Below are 12,568 nucleotides of genomic sequence, written 5' to 3' on the forward strand. Positions count from 1 at the left end.
CCGGGAGTTCAGCCTGCCGGAGTGAGCACCAGGGCGGAGGTTTCCATGGGCAGTTGGACAGACCGCTCGATGGACAGGCCGGTGCGGGCCGCCAGCTCGCGGTACTCGCCGATGGAACGCTGATGACCGCCGTTGACGACCATCAGGTGGAGGTCCCACAGCGGGGCCAGCAGACCGGCCTTGCCCTCCTGGACGACCATCTCGATGATCAGGAGGCGGGAGTGCGGGGCCATGGCCTCGCGTACGGAACGCAGGAGGCGTACGCAGTCCTCCTCCTGCCAGTCGCCGAGGACCCGGGACAGGAGATACGTGTCGGCCTCGCGCGGGACCGGCGTGGTGAACATGTCCCCGGCGACCAGGTCGGCGCGGTCGGCGCCCACGGTCTGTTCCAGGTGCGCGCGGGCGATGGGCATGGTGTGTTCGAGGTCGATCAGGGTCCCGCGGGCGTCGGGCGCGGCGCCGAGTACGGTGGCGAGCAGTTGGCCGCTGCCGCCCCCGATGTCGACGATGTGCCGGTCGGCGCCGAAGTCGATGTGCTCGGGGACCGCGTCGAAGGCGAAGTTCTTGGCCTGGGCCTTCATGGCCCGCTGGAAGCGCTCCGCGGCATCGGGGTCCTCGCCCAGATAGCCGACGAGGGACCGGCCGTACGCCTTCTCGAAACCGGTCCTGCCGGTACGGAACGTCTCGATCGAGTCGCCCCAGGCCCGGTAGAACTCCTCGCCGTAGAGCAGGGAGACGTCGCGCAGCGAGCCCGGCCTGTCCCGGAGCATGTCGCCTATCTCGGTGTTGCGGTAGCCGTCGCTCTCGTCGCCGTCCACGACGCCGAGACGCAGCAGCAGGCGCAGCAGGCGCCGGACGGCGTCCTCGTCCGCGCCCGCGGCCTTGGCGAGTTCGGCGGGTCCTGTGTGTCCGGCCTCGATCAGATCGGGCAGGCCGAGCTTGGCCGCCGCGTAGACGGCCTGGGTGTGCCAGGCGGCGGTGATGAGGTCGATGGTGGCGCGGGCTGCCGGTCGGGGGGTGCTTTCCGGGCTCATGACCTGTCTTTCCTCGTACGGGTATGGGGGGGTTGGCGCTGCTGGGTTCAGGAGGGGATCCAGTCGCGTTTGATGTGCGGGGTGTCGATGTTCAGGGCGCGCATGTGCTCGATGGGGTTGGTGTATTCGCGGCTGGCGGCGATGAGTCCGTCGTCCAGGGTGAAGCCGTGGATGAAGTGGTTGCGGTAGCGGCCCTCGGGATAGCCGGGGAAGCGGATGGTGCCCTCGCCGTCGCACTCCACCCAGATGACGGCCGGGTCCTGGGTCTCGTAGATCTGCACGTCGGACCACTCCCAGTCGGGCAGCACCTCAAGGGAGAGCTCGTTGTGCTTTTGCAGCTTGGCGCGGCCCTTGACGGTGATGGGGCGGCCGATGTCGGTGTTGAACAGGGCGGCGGTGCCGTCTTCGGTGTAGAGGGTGTAGCGGCGCAGCCGGGCCTCGCGGCCGGTCTCCATGTACTGCTCCACGGCCCGCCGGTTGCGGGCGCGCAGCTCGAGGTGGTTGGTGAACACCGGGGCGGCGGTGGCGGTTTCGGCGGGCAGGGCGCTCATCACATCTCCGAGAACAAGGCGGGGCGGGGCGGGGTGGGTCAGGGCTGCAGGCGGGTGGTGTCCCAGCCGCTGTCGGTGCGGTCGTAGCGCAGCCGCTCGTGCAGCCGGTCGGTGCCATTCGCCCAGAACTCCACGGCGGCCGGCTCCAGGAGGTAGGCCACGAACGTGTCGGGGCAGGGCAGCGCGCGCGGCGGCTCGCCCAGTTCCAGGGCCCTGGCGCGGATCTCTTCGAGGTGGTCCAGGTCGCGCAGCGGCTCGCTCTGCAGCGAGACGGTGGACATGGGGTGGGTGAACACCGCGCGCGCCGCCCACAGTTCCTCCGCCGTCGCGCGCGGGAGCTGGCGCACCGGGCCGGCCACGGTGATCTGCTGGCTGGTCTCGCGCCAGTACAGCACCCCCGACGCCCAGGGGTTGGCGGTCAGTTCCCGGCCCTTCTGGCTGCCGGCGTGGGTGATGAACACGATGCCGGTGTCGGTGACCTGGTTGACCGCCAGGATCCGCGAGGAGGTGCGCCCCGCAGTGTCGGCGGTGGCCAGGGCCAGCGCGCGCGGCTCGCGCACGCCCTGCTCGGTGGCCGTCTTCAGCCAGGCGGACAGCAGGCCCAGCGGCTCCGCGGGCGGCGTGTGGAACTCGGGGAACTCCACCTCGAGGGAGCCCGTCAGCGTCTCGGAACGCCGTACATCAGACATGGATCATTCCTTCGATCGTGACGACGCCGTGGCCGGAGACCTCGACGGAATCGACGCGGTCGCCCTCGCCCTGGACCAGCGCGTTCATGGGGGAGGGGCGGCCGATCTCGATGCCCTGGGTGATCTCGATGCGCTGCCCGTACGAGGCGAGGCCGTGCCGGGCCGCGTGGATGGCGATGGGTCCCGCGACGGAGCCGGTGGCGGCGTCCTCCACGACTCCGTAGGCGGGCGAGAACATGCGGTTGCGCCAGGTGGTCCCGGAGCCGGCGATGCAGTTCGTCGCCATGTCGGGGAAGCTCGCGAGCGCGCGGTGGTCGGGGTCGACCTTCGACAGGGCCTCGAAGCTCTCGAAGCCGACCAGGACGTGCCGCGGGCCGTTGCGGTAGATCTCCACCGGCAGCGTCGACTCGCGGATGCCCAGCGCTTCGAGGAGCTCGTCGGCGCGGTCGAAGGGCTCCCAGACCGGCACCGGCTGGCGCATGCTCGTCGCGACGACCTTCCCACCGACGCGCTGCAGCTCGAAGGGGATCTCGCCCATGGCGGTCTCGATCCGCAGCTGGTCCGCGTCGGTGCGCTGTCCCAGCGCGATGGCCGTGCCCAGCAACGGGTGTCCGGCGAAGGGGAGTTCGTTGACGGGCGTGAAGATCCGCACGTGGAAGTCCCCGCCCTGCTTGGGCCCGAGGACGAACGTGGTCTCCGAGAGGTTCATCTCCCGGGCGATGCGTTGCATCTGCTCGGCGCTCAGGTCGTCGGCGTCGAAGAACACCGCGACCGGGTTGCCGGTGAGAGGCTCTCGGGCGAACGCGTCGACCACTACGTAGTTGTGCATCAGCTCTCCACTGTCGAGGTGCCGGGCCGGCGCTCGGGGGAGGACGCCGGCCCGGCGGTTCATGGGGTGGTGCGGAACGATGCCTACGATGCGCGATCGATCTTTGATCGGAACTGAATCCCGCTGGAATGACGCGGAGCGCGTTCTGCGCACAGTGCTCCGGACGGTCTCCCGGCGGGGTGCGCTCGCAGATTCAGCGATGAAGTGACGCTCAGGCGAAAACGTTTTGAGAGCCCCCGTTGGCCTGGGGTCGATCCTGCCTGATCGAACAAATCGAAGCAATACTGTTTTGACGTTTTACTTCTGAACGCAACAAAAAAGCGCCCGAGTGACGGCAGGCCGGAACTGCCCCTCGGTGCGCGTTCGAAAATGACGAGGTCAGGCCTCGCCGGAATTCAGCAACAATTACCTGAAAGACCGCTGTGGAGTGGCGCGCGACGAGAATTCGGAATTGCCAATTCCCGTCGCGCGCGTCCGTCGCCGTCACAGGGCCACGGGCGCCTCCGTCCCGCGCTCGGCGAGGCTCCGGAGGTACGTCCTGAGGCTGAATCCCGGCGCCGCGGCCTCCGCGGGCGTGAGATCCGTGCCCTGGGTCAGGAGACGGCGTGCCGCGAGGTGATCGGCGGGCCGGTTGACGGACTCGACCGCCTGCAGGTCGTCGCCGCGGAAAAGAAGCACCGAGAAAGCGTCCGGATCGCTGCCGAGGACCACCTCGGTCTCGTGCCCCTCGTTGAATCCCGCGATCTGCACGGTCGTGGCGAACTGATCACTCCAGAACCAGGGCAGTTCGTCGTACGCGCGAGGCGATCCCGCGAGACGCCCGGCGACCGCCTGTGCGTGCCCGACCGCATTCTGCACGGATTCGAGCCGCCGTCGATTTCCGGAGCGCACCTGCGGGAATGCCGCGCAGTCGCCGATCGCCGAAATGTGCGGATCGGTGGTCCGCAGCTGCGCGTCGACGATGATGCCGCCGTCGACCTCGAGGCCTGCCGCGGTGGCCAGTTCCGTGCGCGGGGTGACGCCGACCCCGATCAGGACCAGGTCGGCGGGCAGCCTGCTGCCGTCGGCCAGCTCCACCGCCGTCACGTTCGAACGGCCGTCGCCGTGCAGGGCCTTGAGGCCCCGCCCGAACAGCAACTCCGTGCCGTTGCTCCGGTGCAGCCACGTGAAGTGCTCCGCGGTCGGCGCCGACACGACGCGCGCGAGCGGCCGGTCGAGCGCCTCGACGACCGTCACCTCGACGCCCGCCTCCCGTGCCACGGCGGCGAATTCGAGCCCGATGAACCCGGCTCCCACCACCACGGCGCGGCGCGCCCCCGCCAGCGACGCCTGCAGCGCGACGGCGTCCTGCGCGGTGCGCAGGGTGTGCACGCCGCGCAGCTCCTTGCCCGGCACGTCGAGCGTGCGGGGCGTGGCGCCGGTGGCGAGGACGAGGTGCCCGTAGCCGTAAGCGGAACCGTCGGCCAGCCGCACCGAGCGGGCGGCCGGGTCGATCTCGGTGACGGTGCCGGAGACCAGGTCGATCGACTGGCGTACGTAGTACGTCGCGGGGCGCAGCCACAGCATGGCCTCGTCCGCCTCGCCCTTGAGGTACGCCTTGGACAGCGGCGGCCGCTCGTAGGGGAGCGCGTCCTCCGCGCTGATGAGCGTGATGGACCCTTCGTAGCCGTGCTCCCGCAGGGACGCCGCGGTCTGGTACCCGCCCTGTCCGGCCCCCACCACGACGACCGAATCGGGCTGTGTGCGGTCCGTCATCAGTTCTGCCGTTCCGGGGTGTGGACGATGAGGCCGTCGAGGGCGTCGCTCGACTTGAGCTGGCAGCTCAGCCGGCTGTTGGGCTTGCGCGGGCACGCCGTGAAGTCGAGCATCTCGTCCTCGCGCTCCTTCGGCGGCTCCAGCTTGTCCAGCGTGGTCTCGTCGACGTAGACGTGGCAGGTCGCGCACTGCATGTTGCCGCCGCACTGGGCGACGATGCCGTCGATGTCGTTGAAGACGGCGCCGCGCATGACGCTCGTACCCTCGGGGACGTCGATCGTGGTCTGGTTGCCGTCGACGGCGACGTACGTGATTTTGGGCATGGCGGAACTCCTTGATGGCATCCGGACGTGCGTGCGCGAGCGCGGGCCGTGGTGCGGATGGCCTGGCAATGGAAAACGGAAGGTGGAGACGGCGTGCCGACGGCCGAAGGGGGAACGCGGACACCCCTGTCGACTCGCCATCACTCACTGGCCGTCGGGACACGCGACGTCCTGGGCCAGGGCTGTGGCAGCGGTTGGAGAGTACCAAACCGATTCAGGCCGGGCCAGGACCCGCCGTGCGACCCGGGGGTTGACCCGGTCTTGACTCAGGCGTGACTCAAGGTTGACGTCCGCGGCCGCGGCGCTTGTCGGGCAGCCGGTGCGTCATGAAGGGCCGACTGGTCGTGAACTCCCGGAACTTCACGGCGGCGTCGGAGAGGTAGGCGTCGCGGCTCCACACGAGTGTGAGCACCCGGTGGCAGTCCGGTGCGTTCAAGTGCACCCAGGCCACCGGGACTTGGGAGTCGGTCCCGGCCTGGCGGGAGATGGCGGGGATCAGGCCGATGCCGAGGCCGGCGCTGATCATGTCCTGGCTGGCGCCCGGCTCGTCGCCCTCGCAGGAGATCATCGGGGTGAGGCCCTCGGACGCGAAGAGGCGGTCCAGGAGCATGCGCTGCCACTGCCCGATGCGGGTCGTCACGAACGGCTCGGTGGCGATCTCACGGATCGTCACGCTCTCCTGGCCGTCGAGCCAGTGACCGCGCGGGACGGCGAGCAGCACCTCTTCGCGGGCCAGTTCGATCGCCTCCAGGTTCGTGCCGGTCAGTGGCTGCGACGCCACGCAGAAGTCGACCTCCCTGGCGCGCAGCTGGCGGTCCATCTCCTCCGCGTTCGACTGGAAGAGCCGCACGTCGGCGCGGGGGTAGGCGGCCCGGAAGCTGCCGAGGAGATGCGTGATCGTCAGGAGGGTCTCGGAGGCGACGCTGACCCGGCCGAACGCCGTGTCGCGGGCGTCGCTCAGGACCCTGCGGGCGTCGTCGAGCTCGCTCAGGGCGCGGTCCACGTGGTGCAGGAACACCACGCCGTACTGATTCAGCCGGATGCGGCGGCCCTGCCGGTCGAAGAGCGGGGTGCCGAGCTCGGCCTCCAGACGCGCGATGGTGCGGCTCAGGGAGGGCTGGGCGACGTGCAGCTCCTCCGCGGCGCGGCTGATGTGCTCGTAACGGGCGACTGCCTGGAAGTAGCGCAACTGCAGAAGATCCATGATCCACCTTCACTTATGCCTTCCAGGGCATCATCACATGGCTGAACCGGTCTTGGATTGCATAAGGATTTCTCTCTACCGTTTCCATCGAGGTCACCGCACAGGTGGCGGGCAACGCGGCCCGGCACCTGCACACGCGAAGCGGCGGCCCCACCGTCCACCGTCCGCCACGACCGGCACACCGAACCCCCCCCAGCCGTCCCACCGGCAACCGTCCCCCCAGGAAGGTCGCATCATGAGCGCTGCGGATCTGGCCCGACTCCAGTTCGCGGCCACGACCGGCATCCACTGGCTGTTCGTGATCCTGACCATGGGCCTCGTCCCCATCGTCGCGATCATGCACACCCGGGCCGCGTTCACCCGTGATCCCGCCAGAAGAGCAGTCCGGGAGCGCATGACCCGCTTCTGGGGTCAGCTCTACGTCATCAACTACGCGGTCGGCATCGTCACCGGCCTCGTCATGGAGTTCCAGTTCGGGCTCAGCTGGAGCGGCCTGAGCAAGTTCGCGGGCAACGTCTTCGGCGCCCCACTGGCCCTCGAAACCCTCATCGCCTTCTTCGCCGAGTCCACCTTCCTCGGCATGTGGATCTTCGGCTGGGGCCGCCTGCGCAGGGGCGTGCACGTCACGCTCATCTGGCTGGTCGCCCTCACCGCGTACGCGTCCGGGTACTGGATCCTGATCGCCAACGGCTTCATGCAGCACCCCGTCGGCTACGAGGTGCGCGACGGCGCCGCCTACCTGACCGACTTCGGGGCGCTGCTCACCAACTCCAGCGCTCTGATGGCGCTCTTCCACCTCTCGCTCGGCGCCCTGACGACGGGCGGCTGCTTCGTCGCCGGCGTCAGCGCCTGGCACTACCTGCGCGGCACCAAGGAGACCGAGCTCTTCCGGCCCTCCCTCAAGCTCGGACTCTGGGTGTCGACGGTCGCCTCGTTCTTCGTCGTCGTCGTCGGCGAGATGCAGCGCCCCATCATCGAGCGCACGCAGCCCATGAAGGACGCGGTCCTGGAGAACAGCGGCGTCGCCGAAGTGCAGGCGCAGCTCGTCAAGGAGCACGGCCCGGGCAACTACGTGCCCTGGCAGGACACCATGCGGATCTCGATGGACGCGATGACGCTCATCGGCAACACGGTGTCCACCATCACCTTCATCGCCCTCATCCTGCTCTGGAAGAACCGGCTGATGCGCTGGCGCTGGGCCTCCTGGATCCTCGTCGCGACCATCCCCTTCCCGTTCATCGCCTCCGTGGGCGGCTGGATCGTCCGCGAGGTCGGACGCCAACCCTGGATCGTGTACGGCGAGTTGACGGTCGAGGACGCGCTCTCCCACGTGGGGAAGACCTCGCTGCTGCTGTCCTGCGTCCTCTTCATCTCCATCTTCGTCGCCCTCGCCGTGACGAACTGGACGCTCATCACCAAGTTCGCGCTCCGCGGCCCCGATGCCACCCAGCTCGGCGTCAGCGACCCGCTCCCGGACGACCTCCCCGAGGGCCCGGCGGGCAGCGCCGACGAGAAGCAGCCGGTACCCGCCCTCTGAGCCGGACCGACCCCCGGCACCCCCACAGAAGATCTCCTCCGCCACGGAAGATCTCCCCTGCTGTAACGGAAAGTTGAGCGAGATGAGTCTGGAGACCGTCTGGCTGGCCCTCCTCGGCCTGCTACTCGCCGGGTACTTTGTACTCGGCGGCTACGACTACGGCGCACAGATGCTGCACCCCTTCCTCGGCCGAGACGGTCAGGAGGAGAAGCGCACCAGCGGAAACGCCGCCCTCGACGCCATCGCGCCGTTCTTCCTCGGCAACGAGGTCTGGCTGGTCGCCTTCGCCGGAGTCATGTTCGGTGCCTTCCCGCACCTCGAAGGCACCCTCCTGTCCGGCATGTACCCGCTGATCGTCGCGATCCTCGCAGGACTGGTCCTCGGCAACGCCGCGGTCCAGCTGCGCCGCCGCTCCCGCAGCGCCCGCGGCCGCCGGGCCTGGGACGTCCTGATCGTCGTCGGCGGCGCCGTCCCCGCCGTCTGCTGGGGCCTCGTCGTGGGGCTGCTGCTCCACGGGGTGCCGCGCCGCGCCGACGGCAGCTTCCACATCGGGTTCGGCGAGGTGTTCGCGCCGTTCGTGCTCGTCTGCGGCGTCACCACCGTGCTGCTCTTCGCGGCACACGGCGCGACCTTCGTCGCCCTGCGCTCCGGGCCCGAACTCGCTGCCCGGGCGCGGAAGATGGCCGCGAGCCTCCTCGTCGGCGTCGCCGCCGTCGGCGCCCTCGCGCTGCTCCTCACGGTCTTCGGCGCGGGCGCCTCCATGACGAACCGCACGACGTCCTGGATCATCGCCGCCCTGATCGTCGCCGCGCTCGGCGCCGCCTGGTGGTACCTCGGCCGCGGCAACAACGTCCTCGCGTTCGCCGCCACCTGCTGCGCCACCGCGCTGCCGGTGCTGCTCCTCGGGGCGGGCCACTACCCGTACCTCCTGATCACCGAGGCCGGCGCGGGCCTGGACATCGACCACGCCATCACGGACGACGCCACGCTGAAGATCCTCAGCGGCTTCGGGGTCCTGGTGATCCCGACGATCCTCGCCTACCAGTTCTGGAGCTGGTGGGCCTTCCGGGGGCGGACGGGACAGCGTCACCCCAGCTACTTCTGACCCCCGGAAAGCGACGAGAGGTACCCCCACGATGAAGCCCGTCGAACGCCGCCTCATGCGGGACATCCCAGTGCTGCGGCGCCACATGACGTACTCCTCGGTACTGGCCCTGGCGGGCGCCGGGCTCATCGTCACCCAGGCCGTCCTGCTCGCCACCGCCCTCGCGGACGGCTTCGCGGGACACGGCATCCGCACCGGCACGCTGGCCGCGCTCGGCACCGTCATGGCCCTGCGCGCCCTGCTCACCTGGGTCCGCGGCGCGCTCGCCCAGCGCGCCGCGGCCGGTGCCAAGGCCACCCTGCGCGACCGGATCACCGGACAGCTGCAGCGGACGGGACCGCTGCGGCTCGCCGACCGCCGCCACGGCGAGACCGCCACCCTGCTCACCCGCGGCCTCGACGCCCTCGACCCCTACGTCGTCGGCTACCTGCCCACCCGGGCGGCCGTCGCCGTCGTCCCCCTCACCGTGGTCGCCTGGGTCGCGTGGACCGACTGGACCTCGGCACTGATCATCGTCATCACGCTGCCGCTCATCCCCGTCTTCGGCGCGCTGGTCGGCATGCACACCGCCCAGCGCACCGCCCGCCAATGGCGGTTGCTCTCCCGGCTCGGCGGCCACTTCCTCGACGTCGTCGCCGGACTGCCGACGCTCCGTGCCTTCGGCCGCGAACACCACCAGACCAAGGTCGTCCACGACATGGCCGACGCGCACCGCAGGGCCACCATGCGGACCCTGCGTGTCGCGTTCCTCTCCTCCCTCGTCCTGGAGACCGTCGCCACCCTCTCCGTCGCCCTCGTCGCCGTCCCGGTCGGACTGCGGCTCCTGCACGGCGACGTGGGCCTGCACACCGCCCTCGTCGTCCTCTTCCTCGCCCCCGAGGCGTACCTGCCGTTGCGCGCCATGGGCGCCGCCTTCCACGACAGCGCCGAAGGCATCTCGGTGGCCGAACGCGTCTTCGCCGCCCTCGACGACGAGGACACGGACCGGCCCGGCACCCACCGCGCCCCCGCGCCCGACGCCCGCACGGCGGCCCTCACCCTCGACGACGTCACCGTCCACTACCCCGGCCGCACCGAGCCCGCCCTGCACCACGTCTCCCTCACCGTCGCCCCCGGCGAGCACGTCGCCCTGGTCGGCCCCAGCGGCGCGGGCAAGTCCACGCTGCTCTCGCTGCTCCTCGGCTTCGTCACCCCCGCGTCGGGCCGGGTCCAGGCCGGCGGCACCGACCTCGCGGAACTCGACCCCGACGACTGGTGCGCCCAGGTCGCCTGGGTGCCGCAGCGCCCGCACCTGATCGCGGGCACCGTCGCCGAGAACATCCGCCTGGGCCGCCCCGAGGCGACCGACGCGGAAGTACGGGAAGCGGCCCGCGCCGCCTCCGCGGACCTCTTCGTCGACGAGCTGCCCCACGCGTACGACACCGTGCTCGGCGAGCACGGCGCGGGGCTCTCCGCCGGTCAGCGCCAGCGGATCGCGCTGGCCCGCGCGTTCCTCAAGGACGCGCCGGTCCTGCTGCTCGACGAACCCACCGCACACCTCGACCCGGAGAGCGAGGCCGCCGTCACGCGCGCCACGGTCGCCCTCATGCGCGGCCGTACAGCGATCGTGGTCGCCCACCGCACAAGCCTGCTTCCCCACGCGGACCGGATCATCACGGTACGGGCGGGCACGATCGCCCTGCCCGAACCGGTGACCACGAACCCGCCGTCCCGCGCACGCGCGGCGACCCCCTCCCTCGAACCCGTCGCCCCGGAAAGGCTGGTGGTCTCATGACCTCGTACGTCAAGGCCGCCGCCGTCCCCGGGCCCGCCCGGGGAACGCGCCCCACCGCCCGTCTCCTCCTCCACCACCTCCTGCCGTACTGGCGCAGGCTGCTGCCCGCCGCGCTCGCCGCGGCCGGCAGTGAGCTCGCCGCCGCCGCACTGATGGCCACCGCCGCCTGGCTCATCACCCGTGCCGCCGAGCAGCCGCCCCTCGCCGCGGTGAGCGTCGCGATCGTCGCCGTACGGGCCCTCGCCCTCGGGCGCGGGGCACTCCGGTACGTCGACCGGCTCCTCGGCCACGACGGCGTGCTGCACGCCGTCGCCGGCTTCCGCGCCCGGGTGTTCGAGGCGCTCGTGCCGCTCGCCCCGGCCGGCACCCCCGCCTTCCGCAGCGGCGACCTGCTGACCCGCCTCGTCGACGACGTGGACGCCGCCCAGGACCTGCTGCTGCGGGTGATGATCCCGGCGACCGCGGCGTTCGTGGTCGCCGCGGCCGCCACCGGAACCGTCGCCGTACTGCTGCCGGGAGCGGGCGTGCTGCTCGGTCTGCTGCTCGCCGTGGCGGGCATCCTCGTGCCCGCCGCGGTCCTCGTCCTGTCCCGCCGCGCCGGCCGCGTCGAGAAGGCGGCCCGCGCCGAACTCGCCGCCGTCACCGTGGACCTGACACAGGGCGCCGCCGACCTCGCCGCGTACGGCGCCCGCGGCCGCACCCACGACCGGGCCCGCGCCGTCACCGCACACATCGCCGAACTGGAGCGCCACAAGGCGCTGACCACGTCGCTCGCCCAAGCGATGGTGCTCGTGCTGCAGGGCGCCGCGACGGTCGGCGTGACCTGGCTCGCCCTGCGCGCCCACGCCGCGGGCGACCTGCCCGCCGTGCAGCTCACCGTCCTCGCCGTCCTCGCGCTCGTCTCCTTCGAGGCGCTCGCACCGCTGCCCGCCGCCGCCCGCCGCTTCGTCGAGGTCCGGGCCTCCGCACAGCGCCTCGCCGACCTCTTCGACACCCCGGCGCCCGTCGCCGACCCCCGGACCCCGGACCCGCTGCCCACCGACGCACCACTCGACGTGACCATCACCGACCTGCGGGTCCGCCACGTCCAGGACAACCCCCCGGCCCTGGACGGTGCGAACCTGCGGCTGCCGGCCGGCCGTCGAGTGGTGCTCATCGGGGCCAGCGGGTCCGGTAAATCCACCCTGATCGCGGCGCTCATGCGGTTCGTGCCGTACGAAGCGGGCAGCATCCGCGTCGGCGGCCGCGAACTCAGCGACTGCACGGGCGCCGACGCCCGCCGCGCCATCACCGGCATGACGCAGGACGCGCACGTCTTCCACGCCACGATCCGCGCCAACCTCGTCCTCGCCGCCCCCGGCGCCACCGACGCCGAACTGCGCGAGGCGGCCCGCAGGGCCAGGATCCTGGACTGGATCGAATCACTGCCGGAGGGCTGGGAGACCGTGCTCGGCGGGGACGGCGCCACCATGTCGGGAGGCCAGCGCCGCCGTCTGCTCCTTGCCCGCGCGCTCCTCGCCGACCCGCCCGTCCTCGTCCTCGACGAACCCACCGAAGGCCTCGACCCGGACACCGCGGCCGAGGTGCTCGCCGACATCCTCGACGCCACCCGCGGCCGCACCACGCTCCTGGTCACGCACGAGCGCGCGGGCCTCGCGGGCGCCGACGAGATCGTCACCCTGGACCGGGGCCGGATCCGCCCCGCCACCCCCGAGGACCTCGACACCGCGACGGACGGCCTCGCCGCCATGGCGCTCTGAGACACGC

11 protein-coding genes are annotated in these 12,568 nt (G+C 71.2%); 4 read left to right on the forward strand and 7 right to left on the reverse strand.

Annotation, left to right across the window (positions count from 1 at the left end; all coding sequences use genetic code 11):
- Positions 1–8: 8 nt before the first annotated feature.
- From DEJ49_RS30145 to DEJ49_RS30175, 7 genes are all read right to left on the reverse strand, one after another.
- Entirely contained in the window at positions 9–1,034 is a 1,026-nt protein-coding gene (locus DEJ49_RS30145) for a methyltransferase (protein ID WP_150187025.1), read from the reverse strand.
- A gap of 47 nt (positions 1,035–1,081) precedes the next feature.
- Entirely contained in the window at positions 1,082–1,585 is a 504-nt protein-coding gene (locus DEJ49_RS30150; protein ID WP_190329493.1) for a PhzA/PhzB family protein, read from the reverse strand.
- Positions 1,586–1,623: 38 nt separating this feature from the next.
- Positions 1,624–2,274, reverse strand: a complete 651-nt coding sequence (phzG, locus tag DEJ49_RS30155; RefSeq protein WP_150187027.1) for a phenazine biosynthesis FMN-dependent oxidase PhzG — start codon at positions 2,272–2,274, stop codon at positions 1,624–1,626.
- Positions 2,267–3,103 (reverse strand): PhzF family phenazine biosynthesis isomerase, encoded by an 837-nt coding sequence (locus tag DEJ49_RS30160; RefSeq protein ID WP_150187028.1) that lies wholly within the window; start codon positions 3,101–3,103, stop codon positions 2,267–2,269. The genes phzG and DEJ49_RS30160 overlap by 8 nt, the downstream gene beginning before the upstream one ends.
- A 483-nt stretch (positions 3,104–3,586) precedes the next feature.
- Positions 3,587–4,858, reverse strand: a complete 1,272-nt coding sequence (locus DEJ49_RS30165) for an NAD(P)/FAD-dependent oxidoreductase (protein ID WP_150187029.1) — start codon at positions 4,856–4,858, stop codon at positions 3,587–3,589.
- Positions 4,858–5,181, reverse strand: coding sequence for a 2Fe-2S iron-sulfur cluster-binding protein (locus tag DEJ49_RS30170; protein WP_150173963.1), 324 nt, complete (start codon positions 5,179–5,181; stop codon positions 4,858–4,860). Before DEJ49_RS30170 ends, DEJ49_RS30165 begins: the two co-directional genes overlap by 1 nt.
- 277 nt (positions 5,182–5,458) lie before the next feature.
- Positions 5,459–6,385 carry a LysR family transcriptional regulator gene (locus DEJ49_RS30175; RefSeq protein ID WP_150187030.1) on the reverse strand — a complete coding sequence of 309 codons (927 nt, stop codon included), beginning with the start codon at positions 6,383–6,385 and terminating at the stop codon, positions 5,459–5,461.
- A gap of 235 nt (positions 6,386–6,620) precedes the next feature.
- Here DEJ49_RS30175 and DEJ49_RS30180 point away from each other — a divergent pair, with 235 nt between their 5' ends.
- The 4 genes from DEJ49_RS30180 (at position 6,621) to cydC (ending at position 12,561) form a co-directional block, all read left to right on the forward strand.
- Positions 6,621–7,922, forward strand: coding sequence for a cytochrome ubiquinol oxidase subunit I (locus DEJ49_RS30180; protein WP_150187031.1), 1,302 nt, complete (start codon positions 6,621–6,623; stop codon positions 7,920–7,922).
- A gap of 82 nt (positions 7,923–8,004) precedes the next feature.
- Positions 8,005–9,027, forward strand: a complete 1,023-nt coding sequence (gene cydB / locus DEJ49_RS30185; protein WP_150187032.1) for a cytochrome d ubiquinol oxidase subunit II — start codon at positions 8,005–8,007, stop codon at positions 9,025–9,027.
- A gap of 31 nt (positions 9,028–9,058) precedes the next feature.
- The gene (cydD, locus tag DEJ49_RS30190; protein ID WP_150187033.1) at positions 9,059–10,801 is read left to right on the forward strand and encodes a thiol reductant ABC exporter subunit CydD; all 1,743 of its coding nucleotides are present in this window, start codon (positions 9,059–9,061) and stop codon (positions 10,799–10,801) included.
- Positions 10,798–12,561 carry a thiol reductant ABC exporter subunit CydC gene (cydC, locus tag DEJ49_RS30195; RefSeq protein ID WP_150187034.1) on the forward strand — a complete coding sequence of 588 codons (1,764 nt, stop codon included), beginning with the start codon at positions 10,798–10,800 and terminating at the stop codon, positions 12,559–12,561. Before cydD ends, cydC begins: the two co-directional genes overlap by 4 nt.
- Positions 12,562–12,568: the final 7 nt, after the last annotated feature.

Source organism: Streptomyces venezuelae (genome assembly GCF_008642335.1).
In the GTDB taxonomy this organism is placed as follows: domain Bacteria; phylum Actinomycetota; class Actinomycetes; order Streptomycetales; family Streptomycetaceae; genus Streptomyces; species Streptomyces venezuelae_F.